The organism is Plasticicumulans lactativorans (genome assembly GCF_004341245.1).
Taxonomy (GTDB): domain Bacteria; phylum Pseudomonadota; class Gammaproteobacteria; order Competibacterales; family Competibacteraceae; genus Plasticicumulans_A; species Plasticicumulans_A lactativorans.
On the sequence record NZ_SLWY01000011.1, the window covers coordinates 124981 to 137467 of the forward strand.

Annotated in this window: 15 protein-coding genes; 5 read left to right on the forward strand and 10 right to left on the reverse strand. The window is 71.8% G+C overall.

What is annotated here, in order from left to right; genetic code table 11:
- Positions 1–95: 95 nt before the first annotated feature.
- From EV699_RS11195 to EV699_RS11225, 7 genes are all read right to left on the reverse strand, one after another.
- Positions 96–1199, reverse strand: coding sequence for a high-affinity branched-chain amino acid ABC transporter substrate-binding protein (locus EV699_RS11195; RefSeq protein WP_132542683.1), 1104 nt, complete (start codon positions 1197–1199; stop codon positions 96–98).
- 227 nt (positions 1200–1426) lie between these two features.
- Complete coding sequence (locus EV699_RS11200) at positions 1427–2506, reverse strand: AI-2E family transporter (RefSeq protein ID WP_132542685.1); 1080 nt, start codon at positions 2504–2506, stop codon at positions 1427–1429.
- Between the two features lie 30 nt (positions 2507–2536).
- Positions 2537–2770: a YMGG-like glycine zipper-containing protein gene (locus EV699_RS11205; protein ID WP_132542687.1), complete on the reverse strand. Its 234-nt coding sequence runs from the start codon at positions 2768–2770 to the stop codon at positions 2537–2539.
- 11 nt (positions 2771–2781) lie between these two features.
- The gene (locus EV699_RS11210) at positions 2782–3153 is read right to left on the reverse strand and encodes a hypothetical protein (protein ID WP_132542689.1); all 372 of its coding nucleotides are present in this window, start codon (positions 3151–3153) and stop codon (positions 2782–2784) included.
- 66 nt (positions 3154–3219) lie between these two features.
- Positions 3220–3522 carry a DUF1244 domain-containing protein gene (locus EV699_RS11215; protein WP_132542691.1) on the reverse strand — a complete coding sequence of 101 codons (303 nt, stop codon included), beginning with the start codon at positions 3520–3522 and terminating at the stop codon, positions 3220–3222.
- A 26-nt stretch (positions 3523–3548) separates the two neighbouring features.
- A complete protein-coding gene (locus EV699_RS11220) occupies positions 3549–4541 on the reverse strand; it encodes a M14 family metallopeptidase (protein WP_132542693.1) in 993 nt (330 codons plus the stop codon).
- Positions 4538–5509 (reverse strand): M14 family metallopeptidase, encoded by a 972-nt coding sequence (locus EV699_RS11225; protein ID WP_132542695.1) that lies wholly within the window; start codon positions 5507–5509, stop codon positions 4538–4540. Before EV699_RS11225 ends, EV699_RS11220 begins: the two co-directional genes overlap by 4 nt.
- 142 nt (positions 5510–5651) lie before the next feature.
- Here EV699_RS11225 and EV699_RS11230 point away from each other — a divergent pair, with 142 nt between their 5' ends.
- The 3 genes from EV699_RS11230 (at position 5652) to EV699_RS11240 (ending at position 8267) form a co-directional block, all read left to right on the forward strand.
- A complete protein-coding gene (locus EV699_RS11230) occupies positions 5652–6716 on the forward strand; it encodes an ABC transporter ATP-binding protein (protein ID WP_132542697.1) in 1065 nt (354 codons plus the stop codon).
- A gap of 77 nt (positions 6717–6793) precedes the next feature.
- Entirely contained in the window at positions 6794–7186 is a 393-nt protein-coding gene (locus EV699_RS11235; protein ID WP_165904101.1) for a phasin family protein, read from the forward strand.
- A 301-nt stretch (positions 7187–7487) separates the two neighbouring features.
- Positions 7488–8267: a class I SAM-dependent methyltransferase gene (locus tag EV699_RS11240; RefSeq protein ID WP_132542701.1), complete on the forward strand. Its 780-nt coding sequence runs from the start codon at positions 7488–7490 to the stop codon at positions 8265–8267.
- Here the strand turns inward: EV699_RS11240 and EV699_RS11245 are convergent.
- Both EV699_RS11245 and EV699_RS11250 read right to left on the reverse strand, forming a co-directional pair.
- On the reverse strand, positions 8237–9019 hold the full coding sequence (locus tag EV699_RS11245; protein ID WP_132542703.1) for a lysophospholipid acyltransferase family protein: 783 nt from the start codon (positions 9017–9019) through the stop codon (positions 8237–8239). The genes EV699_RS11240 and EV699_RS11245 overlap by 31 nt on opposite strands.
- Positions 9019–9795 carry a GNAT family N-acetyltransferase gene (locus EV699_RS11250; protein ID WP_132542705.1) on the reverse strand — a complete coding sequence of 259 codons (777 nt, stop codon included), beginning with the start codon at positions 9793–9795 and terminating at the stop codon, positions 9019–9021. Before EV699_RS11250 ends, EV699_RS11245 begins: the two co-directional genes overlap by 1 nt.
- A gap of 159 nt (positions 9796–9954) precedes the next feature.
- Here EV699_RS11250 and gspG point away from each other — a divergent pair, with 159 nt between their 5' ends.
- Together gspG and EV699_RS11260 are read left to right on the forward strand one after the other, a co-directional pair.
- Positions 9955–10398 (forward strand): type II secretion system major pseudopilin GspG, encoded by a 444-nt coding sequence (gspG, locus tag EV699_RS11255; protein WP_132542707.1) that lies wholly within the window; start codon positions 9955–9957, stop codon positions 10396–10398.
- Positions 10399–10530: 132 nt separating this feature from the next.
- On the forward strand, positions 10531–11805 hold the full coding sequence (locus EV699_RS11260; protein ID WP_132542709.1) for a lytic transglycosylase domain-containing protein: 1275 nt from the start codon (positions 10531–10533) through the stop codon (positions 11803–11805).
- A gap of 62 nt (positions 11806–11867) precedes the next feature.
- On the opposite strand, the gene EV699_RS11265 is transcribed toward EV699_RS11260, so the two are convergent.
- Entirely contained in the window at positions 11868–12404 is a 537-nt protein-coding gene (locus EV699_RS11265) for a L,D-transpeptidase family protein (RefSeq protein WP_132542711.1), read from the reverse strand.
- Positions 12405–12487 lie beyond the last annotated feature (83 nt).

A 12487-nucleotide genomic window follows, 5' to 3' on the forward strand; every position in this document is an offset into this window, starting at 1 on the left:
GGACGGACCCCACGTCGATAAGGAACGCCCCCGTCTCCGCCGGAAACAGGGGCATCGAACCTGTCGATGGCGGGCCGCGCGGGCCCGCCGGTTCCTTACTTCGCGGGCGTCTTGGTGGCGTCCTTGTGCCACTCGTAGACTTCGAACTTGGCGCCCTTGAGGTCACCCTTGTCGTCGAAGCCGATCTCGCCGATCGGGGTCTTGAACGTCGCCTTGCGCAGGTAGTCGCCGACCTTGGTCGCGTCGGTGGCCTTGGTGGCGTTGACCGCGTCGGCGATCACCTGCACCGCCGCGTAGGAGGTCAGCACGAACGGGCCGCTCGGGTCCTCGTTCTTGGCCTTGAACGCCTTCACCAGCTCGGCGTTGGCGGGGTCGGTGGAGAAATCGGTCGGCAGCGTGACCAGCAGCCCTTCGGCCGCCTCGCCCTTGACGTCGGACACCGCGACACCTTCCGGGCCCATCCAGCGGGCACCGAGGTTCTGCTCCCTGGCCTGCTTCAGCAGCACGATCAGCTCGGGGTGGTAGCCGCCGTAGTAGACGAAGTCCACGCCGGCCTGCTTCAGCTTGGTGATCAGCGCCGAGAAGTCGGTGTCACCCTTGTTGATGCCCTCGAACATCGCGACCTTGATGCCCTTGGCCTCGACGGTCTTGCGCACCTGCTCGGCGATGCCCTGGCCGTAGGACTGCTTGTCGTGGATCACCGCGATGAGCTTGGGCTTGATCTTGTCGGCGATGAAGTTGCCCGCGGTCGGCCCCTGCTGGCTGTCCTTGCCGATGGTGCGGAACACGAGCTTCAGCCCCATCGCGGTGATCTCGTCGTTGGTCGCCGCCGGCGTGACCATCAGCACGTCGTTGTCGTCGTAGATCTTCGCGGCGGGCTTGGTCGCGCCCGAGCACAGGTGGCCGACGACGAAGTGGATCTTCTCGCCGACGACCTTGTTGGCGACGGTCGGCGACTGCTTCGGTTCGCAGGCATCGTCGAGTTCCACGCCTTCGAGCTTCATGCCGGCGACGCCGCCGGCGGCGTTGATGCGCTCGATCGCCATGCGTGCGCCGATGAACTGCATGTCGCCGTACTGCGCCACCGGGCCGGTCTTGGGGCCGGCGATGGCGATCTTCACGGTATCGGCCGCGTGCGCGGCGGCGCCGAACAGCGCGAGAGCGACGGCGACGCCGAGAGCGTTGCGAGAAATCATCATGTGCGTTTTCTCCTCGATGGAACCGCCACGGGTAAGGCGGCCTGACGTTCCTGGTGGTCCCGCACGGATGCGTAGGGTGTGGTTTTCTCGGGGGTTTTGCCCCCGACCGCACGGGCGGCGAAACTTTCCCCGAAAGCGCTCCCCGAGACAAGCCGGCCGGGCGCCCACCAGGCTCCCGGCGGCAAGCATAGTTGACAGAGGGCGGGCCGGCAGGGCACCGCGCGCCTTCAGCGCGGCGCCGGCCCTTCGCCGCCGGCCGCCGCCGCGGGCGGCGTCTCGGTCAGGCCGCGCAGCAGCGTGTAGCCGACCGCGAGCAGGGTCGGGCCGATGAACACACCGGTCAGCCCGAAGGCGAGCGCACCGCCGAGCACGCCGAGGAAGATGAACAGGAACGGCAGGTCCATGCCGCGCTGCATCAGCAGCGGACGCAGGATGTTGTCGACGGTGCCGACGACCAGGGCACCCCAGACGGCGAGGAACGCCGCCCAGCCCGTGTCGCCGGCGCGGTACAGGCCGATTGCGGCCGGCACCCACAGCAGTGCCGGGCCCATCGGCACGAAGGACAGGAAGAAGGTCAGGAAGCCGAGGAACAGCGCGTTGTCGACCCCGGCGACCCAGAAGCCGACGCCGGCGAGCAGCGCCTGCGCGAGCGAGGTGCCGAGGATGCCGTTGACCACGCCGCGGATGGTCTGCCGCGCCACCTCCAGCAGCGCGCCGCCACGCACGCCGATCAGGTGCCCGGCCACGGCGTACAGCCTGGCGGCCCAGCGCGGGCCGTCGCGCAGCATGAAGTAGAGGATGCCGAGGCTCAGCGCGAGTTCGAGCAGGCCCCGGCCGAGGCCGGCGCCGGCAGCGAGCAGGAAGTCGCGCAAGGGCACCATGTACTTGCGCAGCTCGGCCACGAGCTGCGAGCCGTCATGCTCGAAGCGCTGCCAGTAGCCGACCAGATCGTCGCCGAACAGCGGCACGTCGCGCAGCCACGCCGGTACCGAGGGCAGGCCCTGGTCGATGATGTCGCCGATGCGGTTGAACAGCCACACCGTCAGCTCGGACAGGCTCGGCAGCAGCATGATCACCGGCAGCAGCAGCACCGCGGTGCACAGCAGGGTGATCAAGGCCGCCGCCGTCCCGGGGCCGAGGTGGCCGTGGCGCAGCAGCCGGACCATCAGCGGCTGCAGCGACACCGCCAGGATCAGCGCCCACACCACCGCGCTCAGGAACGGCGCGAGCACCAGGTAGCAGCCGCCGACGATCAGCAGCAGCACCGCCGCACCGGCGATGCGGACCGTGGCCGGCGGGATCACCATCGGCGGCACCTCGGTCGGCGCAGGCCGCCGTCAGCGCTTCTTCGACGCATCCTGTCCCCGCATGTAGCCGACGGTGCCGCCGACCAGGCCGCCGATCACCGCGCCGGTGCCGGCGTCGCCGCCCGACAGCGCCGCGATCCCGGCGCCGCCCGCGGCCCCGATCGCCGCGCCGCTCAGGGTGCCCTGCTGGGTCGAACTCATGTTGGTGCACGCGGTGCCGGTCAGCGCCACGGCCAGCACGCCGCAAAGCGTCAGGTTCTTCATGGTGCGTCCCCTCACTGGGCCTTGGTGTTGGCCAGGGCGATGTCCCACATCACGTGCAGCACGGGCGTGCCGAGCGCGTCCGGCTTGCCGGCGTAGTAGGCGTCGATCGCCTGTTCGAGCTGCGGGAAGGTCATCCCCGCGAGCCCCTTGTACAGCGTCGGGATCGCGCTCTTGCGGCTCTTCGGCAGCTTGTCGCCCTGGAACTCGTGCTCGACGTTCACCACCGACACGGCACCGATCAGGAAGGCCTTCTTCTGCTCGGTGCTGGCGCTGGTCCAGTGCTTGCCGGTCACCACGAGCGGCTCGGCGGCGCGCACCGGGCCCGCCACGAGCAACGCGCACGCCAGCCCCGCCGCGGCCAGCCATTCGAACCTCGTCTTCATCGGTCATCTCCCCTTGCGCTGATTGCACGCCGCGGCCCCCTGCCCGGCGCCCGCGGTCACCCCGCCTCAGGCGTCGGGCTTGCGGATCGCCTCGACGAAGGCCGCCTGCTGCTCGGCGCTGGCCTCGCGCTGGTAGCGGTCCTTCCACTCAGCGTAGGGCATGCCGTAGATGATCTCGCGCGCGGTCGCGTCGTCCAGGCCGAGCCCGCGCTCCTCGGCGGCGGCGCGGTACCACTTCGACAGGCAGTTGCGGCAGAAGCCGGCGAGGTTCATCAGGTCGATGTTCTGCACGTCGGTACGTTCGCGCAGGTGCGCCACCAGGCGGCGGAAGGTGGCGGCTTCGAGTTCGATGCGGGTGGCGTCGTCCATCGCGGAACCTCCGGGAAGCAGCGGGCTCACTGGCCCTGGCCGTGCATCATCGCCTCGACGTCGTTGCCCGACTCGTCGAGGGTCTGGATGCGCATGATCATGTCGCCTTCGAACAGCAGCGGCTGCCGGCGCAGGCTGCTGACCAGGCCGGCGACCGGCGTGATCACGTCGGCGCGGATGTCGCCGGTGAAACCGTCGTAGATGTGGCCGACCAGCTGCCCGGCCTGCACCCAGCGTCCGACCTCGAGCCGGCAGACGAAGAAACCGGCCTGCTCCGACAGCAGCGCGTAGGTCTGGCGCAGGCCGAAGTAGTGCAGGTCCTCCTCCTCGTCGGAGAGTTCGAGCCCGCCGATCACGCCGCTGCGCTGCAGGAAGGCCACCAGCGCGCGGAACAGCTCCTCGCAGTGGCGCGGCTGCAGGTCGCCGGCCTTGCCCGCCTGCAGCACGAAGTTCTCGCCGCCGTGGGCGCGCCAGGCATGGGCGAGCGTGGTCGAGAAGATGCGGTTGAGCGGGCGCTCGATCACCGCCGGCAGGCCGAACAGGCAGGCGCTCGCGCGCTCGTCGTCGTTCGGCTCGTACAGGCGCACGTGCGGGAGCTCCTCGATGTCCGGGTTGGAGCTGTGGATGTCGACGCGGTAGTAGGCGCTGCGGGTGAGCTTGAGCAGCGCCGCGGCGATGCGCTGGGTGGTCTCGCCGCCCTCGAGCCCGGGGAACACGCGGTTGATGTCGATCTTGTCGAACGGCCACACCCGCGAGTGCAGGTTCACGCCGAGCACGTTCACCGCCGGGATCACCAGCACGCGCTCCTCCAGCGTCTGCCCGGGGCGCAGGCCGTCGGCGAGGTCGCGCAGGAAGGCCGCGAGCCGCGACAGCACGAACACGCCGTTCAGCTCGTTGCCGTGCAGCCCGGCCACCAGGGCGACGCGCGGCGGACGGTCGCGCGGGCCGAGGTCGTGGTAGGGGATGTCGAAGGCCTCGCGCAGCGGGGCGGTCATCTGCAGCAGGGTCGGGGTCGTCATGGCCGGGCTCCGGCGGGGGTGTCCTGCGCGACCACGCGTGCCATCAGCGAGCCTTCGTACACCAGCGGGTACTCGCGCAGCGTGAACAGGAGGCCGTCGACCGGCGAGCGCACCTCGGACAGCGTCTGGCCTTCGAGCGGGCTGACGATGCGCCCGAGCGGCTCGCCGCGGCGCACGGCGTTCCAGTGCGCCACCGTCGGCACGAACAGGCCCGAGGTCTCGGCGTTCAGGTAGTGGACGTTGTCCTGGTGCGCGAGCAGCGGCCGGTGCGTGATCGCCGGCAGTTCGAGATCGGCCGCGAGCACGCCGAGGTCGCGCCAGACGTTCAGCAGGCCCGTCATCAGCTGCTCGGTGTAGGCCGGCGTCAGGCGCATGCCGACGCCCATCTCCACCACCAGGCTGGCGATGCCGCGCGCGTTCAGGCTGTGCGCGATGGTGGCTTCGAGCACCGTCACCGCGCCGTGCAGCCAGACGACGTCGACGTTCATGCCGTGCGCGAGCGGCACCAGGCGGTCGGCGAACAGGTGGTTGATGCGCACCTGCGGGATCTCGCGCAGGTAGATGTTGCTCGCGTGCACGTCGACGACCAGCGCGGCGCCGTCGAGGACCTCCATCGCCCGCGCCGCGATCCGCTGCGGCAGCAGGCCGCGCGGATGGCCGGGAAACGCGCGGTTGAGGTCGACCCCGTAGGGTGGCACGCTGCGGTTCAGGGTATCGAGGCCGAGCGGATTCAGCCCGGGGTAGAGCTCGACCTGCCCGAGCAGGGCGTCGGGGCGGGTGCGCCCGAGCGCCTCGAACCACGCGGCGAGCCGGTGGCACAGGTACAGGCCCTCGAGTTCGTCACCGTGGATGCCCGCCACGACCGCCACGCGCGGGCCGTCGCCGCCGCGGAACACGCTGCGCTGCAGGTGCATGCGCTCGCGATACGGCAGGGCCAGGGAAAGAATGGTTTCAAGCCGTTTTTCCATTGCGCCGCTCTTGCAGGACCATCACGCGCAGCCCGCCCGGGATCCGCTGCCACCCCGGCGCAACGCCGCAAGCGCGCGGATGGTGACATAGACCGCCCACCCTTCCAACCGCGCGGGGCCCCCGCTCCGGCACCGGAGGACCATGGACTTCCAGCTCGAACTCGACCACATCGAATGCCGCCACCACGGCCGCACCGTGGTGCACGACCTCGCCTTCCGCCTGCGCCGCGGCACGCTGGCCTGCCTGCTCGGCCCGAGCGGCTGCGGCAAGACCACGGCGCTGCGCGCGATCGCCGGCTTCGAGCCGGTGTACGCCGGCAGCATCCGCGTCGCCGGTGCGCTGGTCAGCGCCCCCGGGACGACGCTGCCGCCGGAACGGCGTGGCATCGGCATGGTGTTCCAGGACCTCGCGCTGTTCCCCCATTTGAACAGCGCCGACAACATCGGTTTCGGCCTGCGCGCGCAGGCCGGCGCGGCGCGCGAGCGGCGCGTCGCGGAACTGCTGGAGCTGGTCGGCCTCGCCGGCTTCGGCCGTCGCTATCCGCACGAACTCTCCGGCGGCCAGCAGCAGCGCGTGGCGCTCGCCCGGGCGCTGGCGCCGCGGCCGAGCCTGGTGCTGCTCGACGAGCCCTTCTCCAGCCTCGACACCGAACTGCGCGAACGCCTCGCGCGCGAGGTGCGCGACATCCTCGGCGCCGAGGGCACGACCGGCGTGCTGGTCACCCACGACCAGCAGGAGGCCTTCGCCGTCGGCGAACACGTCGGCGTGATGCGTGACGGACGCCTGCTGCAGTGGGACACCCCCTTCAACCTCTACCACGAGCCGGCCGAGCGCTACGTGGCGGAGTTCATCGGCCAGGGCCGCTTCCTGCCGGCGCGGCTGCGCGGCAGCGACGCGCTCGAAACCCCGCTCGGCACGCTGCAGTCGAGCCGCGCCTACCTGTGGGCCGACGGCACCGCGCTCGACGTCCTGCTGCGCCCCGACGACGTCGTCCACGACCCCGCCGGGCCGCTCGCCGCCACCGTGACCGCGCGCGCCTTCAAGGGCGCGCAGACGCTCTACAGCCTCAGCGTCGACGGCGCGCACGAACTGCTGGCGCTGTTCCCCAGCCACCTCGACTACCGCCCGGGCAGCCGCGTGCGCCTGCGCATCGAGGCCGAACACCTGGTGGCGTTTCCCACCGCCGCGCGGCATCCGGCGCCTTGATGTTGCGATGCACAAAACACTCTGTTATGCTGCGTCGCAACATCCACCTACACATACCCACTGATGAGGTAAGCGCCATGTACAACACCGACCTGTTCAACGAGATCGTCGCCAAGGCCCAGAGCTACCTGGCCCCGGCCACCAAGGCGAACAAGCTGTTCGTCGCCAACCTGGAAAAGCTGGTCGCGTTCCAGTTCGCCACCGCCCAGAGCTACGCCGACTTCGCGCTGGCGCGCCTGCAGGCGGCCACCGATGTCAGCGACGCCGACAGCCTGAAGGCCTTCGCCGAGGCCCAGGTCAGCGCCGCCGAGACGCTGCGCCAGAAGCTGGTCGACGACGCCAAGGCCTTCGCCGACCTGAGCGCCGGCTTCAAGGCCGAGTTCGAGGCGCTGGTCGCCGAGTTCGGCGTCGAGCCCGCGCCGAAGGCGGTCGTGAAGACCTCGCGCAAGGCGATCGCCCCGGCCGCCTGATCGCGTCCGCGCGCCCCGCGCCGACGAGGCCGCCCCCCGGGCGGCCTCGTCGTTTGTGGCAGGCATTCTCTTGATTCAGATCAACGCGCCCCTCGCCGGAAAGGAGTCTCATCCATCTCGGGATGCAGGTTTGGCGGTCTGTGTCTCGCGGATGCTAGCCGGCCGTAAGACCGGCGACACATCCAGGCAAGCTCGTTTGATCTCCTGAGGCAGGTTCGCGGGGGTACTCCGGTACCCCCGTATTTTTTGCCATGCCGATCCGCTTGTCGGGCGCGCACCGAGCCGCTAGCGTGCCGCGCCCATGCACCTCGTCGTCACCGCCGCATCCCCCGCCCTCGCCGCCACCGCCGCCGCCCTCGCGGCGCGTTACCGGCTGCCGTTCGCAGCCGCCGCCGCGACGGCACACGCGTTCGCGCTGGTGCTGGACGACAACGGTCTCGCGCTCGTCGCCGGCGGACCCGACGCCCCGGGCCCGATCCGCGTCGACTGGAGCGGCGGCGCCAGCGCGCACCGGCGCCGCTTCGGCGGCGGGCGCGGGCAGCCGCTGGCGCGGGCGGTCGGGCTCAAACACGGCGCCTGCCCCACGGTGGTGGACGCGACCGCCGGCCTCGGCCGCGATGCCTTCGTGCTGGCGAGCCTCGGCTGTGAAGTGCGCCTGGTGGAGCGCAGCGCGGCGATCGCCGCGCTGCTCGAAGACGGCCTGCGCCGGGCCGCGGCCGATGCCGGGATCGGTGACTGGGTACGCGCGCGCCTGCGCCTCGTCCACGCCGACGCCGCCCGCTGGCTCGCCACGCTGCCCGCCACGGAAGCGCCCGACGTCGTCTACCTCGACCCGATGTACCCGCACCGCCGCGGCTCGGCGCTGGTGAAGAAGGAAATGCGCCAGTTCCGCGCGCTGCTCGGCGACGATCCCGACGCCGACGCGCTGCTGGCACCGGCGCTGGCCTGCGCGCGCCGGCGCGTGGTGGTCAAGCGCCCGCGCCAGGCGGAACCGCTGGCCGGCCGCGCGCCGAGTTTCGAGATCGCGAGCCCCAACACCCGCTACGACGTCTACGTGATCGCCGCGCTCCCCGGCGCCTGATCGGGCCACCCCTGCCCGCCGACCACCGCCAGGACCTGCGCGTGGCTGCGCCGCGCGAGTTCGTCGCGCGACAGCGTCGGCGGCAGGGCGTCGAGGAAGTGCAGCTCCGCATGCAGCCCGCCGGCACCGAGCACGCGCCACAGGTGCGCGACGAAGGCGTCGTCGCCGACGAAGGGCACCGCCGGGTGCACGCCGCCGGCGTGCGGGTAGCGCAGCGCGAGCGCCTGTACCGGGCAGCGTGCGCGGATCGCCGCCTGGAACAGCCGCGGGAAGAAGCGGCGCACGCCGCGGCCGTCGGTCGAGGTGCCCTCGGGGAACACCAGCACCCGCCCGCCGCGGCGGCGCAGCCGCCAGGTCAGGCGCTCGGCGGCGTCACGCGCACCGCGCTCGTCGCCGCGGCGGATGAAGGCCGTGCCGGCACGCCGGCACAGCCAGCCGATAAGCGGCCAGCCCGCCACCTCCTGCTTGGCCAGGAAGTGCGTCGGGCAGACCGCGGCGATGCACAGGATGTCGAGCCACGACACGTGGTTCGCGACCAGCAGCGCCCGCCCCGGCAGCGGGTCGCCGTACACGGTCAGGCGCAGGCCGAGGATGCGGCACAGCACGCGGCACCACAGCACCATCGGCCACGCCGAGGGCACGCGCTCGCCGCGGCCCGGCAGGCAGGCTGCGACCAGCGCGCCGAGCAGCAGGTGCAGCAGCACCAGCGGCAGGCGCCAGCCGCGGCGCCAGGCGCGCGCCACACCGTCCATCAGGCGTCCCGCCCGAGGAAGTGACGCGCGTAGCGGCGCTCCAGGTTCACCGTGTCGAGCACGATGAACAGGTCGGCGCAGTCGAAGTCGGGGTCGAAGCAGGGCTCGCCGCCGATCTGCGCCCCCACCCGCAGGTAGGCCTTCAGCAGCGGCGGCAGCACGTAGTCGCGCCGCGGCGCGGCGGTGGGCGGCAGCGCCCGGCGCGGGGTGACGCGCAGCGCCGGCGGCGTCAGGTGGCGCGGCGCGAGGTCGGCGTAGATCGCCCGCGCGTCGCCGTCGGCGCAGGGCACGCTGGCGCAGCCGATCAGGTAGGCGATGCCGTGCTCGGCGACGAAGGCGGCGAGGCCGGCCCACAGCGTCGCGATGGTCGCGCCGTTGCGGTGGTCGCGGTGCACGCAGGTGCGGCCGATCTCCATCACGCGCCCGGGCAGCGCGCGGATCGCCGCGAGCTCGAACTCGCCGTCCGAGTAGAAGCCACCGGCGGCCTGCGCCGAGGCATCGGTGAGGATGCGCGTGCTGCCGATCAGCTCGCCGCTCGCGCCGTCGCGCACCAGCAGGTGGCGGCAGTAGACGTCGAGCGCATCGTGGTCGTGGCCCGGCAGCGTGTTGTGCAGCCGCGCGCCCATCTCCTCGGCGAACACGCGGTAGCGCAGGCGCTGCGACTCGCGCAGTTCGGCGTCGGAGGCCGCCAGGCTCACCTGCAGGCGCGCGGTGGCGCGGCCTGCGGCGGAAGCGGCACGGACGGGGGTGGCGGGAACGGCGATCGACGCGGACATGGGCGACCTCGGGCGTGGCGAAGAACGATCGCCTGAGCCTGGACACCCGCAGTTGCAGCGCAGTGAAGCCGCAGTGATGCTTGCGTGACAGCGCCGCGCCAGCGCGAACGCCTCTGCTATGATCCGCCGCGCCCGCCGCCACCGACGAGCCCGCGCCCGATGACCTGCCTTCCCCTCCGCCGCCGCCAGCACGGTTTCACCGCGATCGAGACCTTCGCGGTGGCGATCATCCTGATCATCGCCACCGTGCTGATCGTGCCGCGCGTGATGGAGCGCCCCGACGAAGCGCGGGTGCGCCGCGCGCGCGTCGACGTGCTCGCGCTGCAGGAAGCGCTGACGCGCTACAAGGCCGACAACGGCCGCTACCCGACCACCGCGCAGGGGCTCGAAGCCCTGGTGCACCGCCCCACCGAGGCCCCAGAACCCAACGCCTGGCGCGAGGGCGGCTACCTGGCGGGCATCCCCAAGGACCCCTGGGGGCGTGCCTACCAGTACCAGCAGCCGGGCCAGCACGGCCCGTTCGACGTCTACTCGCTGGGCGCCGACGGCAACGTCGGCGGCGAGGGCGTCGACACCGACATCGGCAACTGGAACAGCGAGTGATTCCGTGCGCCGCCGGCGTTGCCAAGCGCCTGCGACGACGTCTATAAGAGCGCCATAACCAACACGAAGCCCGCGCCGCGCGTCGCCCGGACGCATGCGTGCCGACGGCTTGGTCCAGGGAGCCCGATTGCCATGATCTCCGTCCCACGCCTGCGCCGGCTGGCGCTCGCGCTCGCCGCCGCCGTCGTGCTCGCGGCCTGCGCATCGGTCGACACGTCATCGGACCCCAACGCCCGCTACGTGCGGGCCGGGCCGTTCCCGGCGCCGGCGGAGCTGCGCGCGCCGGTCGAGTTCTGGAAGAAGGTCTACTCCACCTGGAGCCTGGGCCAGTACGCGCTGCACGACGACCGCTACCTCGACCTGGTCTACGAGGTGGTCGACCTGCCCGGCGGCGCCCGCGAGGGGCTCGGCGACGGCGACCGGCAGTTGCTGCGCGAGCGCAAGGCGGCGCTCGAGGCGCGCCTGCGCGAGCTCGAACGCAAGACCGTCGCCGGCGAGGCACTCGACGACGGCGAGAAGAAGCTCCGCGCCCGCATCGTCGCCAGCAGCGCCGGGGCGGCCGGCATCACCGGCAGCGCCGAGCGGCTGCGCGCGCAGCGCGGCATCCGCGAGCGCTTCAAGCGCGGCGTCGAGATCAGCGGCCGCTACGACAGCCGCTTCCGCGGCATCTTCCGCGAGGCCGGCGTGCCCGAGGACCTCGCCTACCTGCCGCACGTCGAGTCGTCGTTCCAGGCGAACGCGCGCTCCTCGGTCGGTGCCGCCGGCATCTGGCAGTTCATGCCGTCCACCGCCCGCAACTACATGGTGCTGCACCCGGCCACCGACGAGCGCCTCGATCCGGTCACCGCGGCGCGTGGCGCCTCGCGCTACCTCGCCGACGCCTACCAGCGGCTGGGCGACTGGGCGCTCGCGATCACCTCGTACAACCACGGCGTCGGCGGCATGGCGCGCGCGCGTTCGCAGTACGGCAGCGACTTCGGGCGGATCGTGCGCGAGTACGACGGCCCGAGCTTCGGCTTCGCATCGCGCAACTTCTACGCGCAGTTCCTAGCCGCGCGCGAGATCGCCGGTGAGCCCCTCGTCTACTTCAAGGAAGGGCTGGTGATGCTGAAGCCGCTCGAAGGCGAGCAGTTGCAGCTCGACCGTCCCACCTCGGCCTCGCACCTGGCGAGCTACTACGGCATCTCGCTCGACCGCCTGGAGACGCTCAACCCGGCGTGGAGCAGCGCGGCGGCCGGAGGCCGCGCGATGCTGCCCGGCGGCGCCCGCATCTGGGTGCCCAACGGCACCCTCGCCATGCTCACCGCGAGCGGCCGGCCGACCACGCCGCCCGAACTCATCGCGATGGCCGACACGCCGCCGCGCGTGGTCACGCCCCGCAAGCGCACCAGCACGCGCGTGCGCTGAGGCGACGCAGGCAACAAAAAACCCGGCCACGGCCGGGTTTTTTGTTGCCTGCGGCAGCAGGCTCAGGGTTCGATGCGGATGGGGGTGCCGTCGCGCACGGCGAGCCAGATCTCGTCCATCTCGCGGTTGTGCACGGCGATGCAGCCCTCGGTCCAGTCGATGCTCTGCAGGTAGGGCTTGGCCTTGCGCGGATCGCTCGGCTGGCCGTGGATCAGGATGTCGCCGCCGGGCGAGGCCCCGATCTGCGCGGCGCGGATGCGGTCGGGCACCTCCGGGTAGGAGATGTGCAGCGCCTTGTAGTAGCGGCTGTTCGGGTTGCGCCGGTCGATGACGTAGTTGCCTTCGGGGGTACGCCCATCGCCCGCGATCTGCTTGCGCCCGACCGGCTCGCGGCCGAGCGCGACCTTGTAGCTGCGCAGCGGCTTGCCGTTCTTCAGCAGGTAGAGGCGCCGCTCGCTCTTCTTCACCAGCACGAGGTCGGCGTAGTCGAGCGGCCCGGCGAGTTCGGGGTAGGGTTGCGACGGCTCGTGCCCACCGGGGGCACAGGCGGTGGCGAGCAGGATAGCGGCGGCGGTCAGTGACAGGCGGCGGAGAAGCATCGTCGACGAACGGGTGGTGAACCACGCACAAGCTTAGCATGCCGCCGGCGCGGCTTGGGGGGGTGGCGGGGCTTCGCTATACT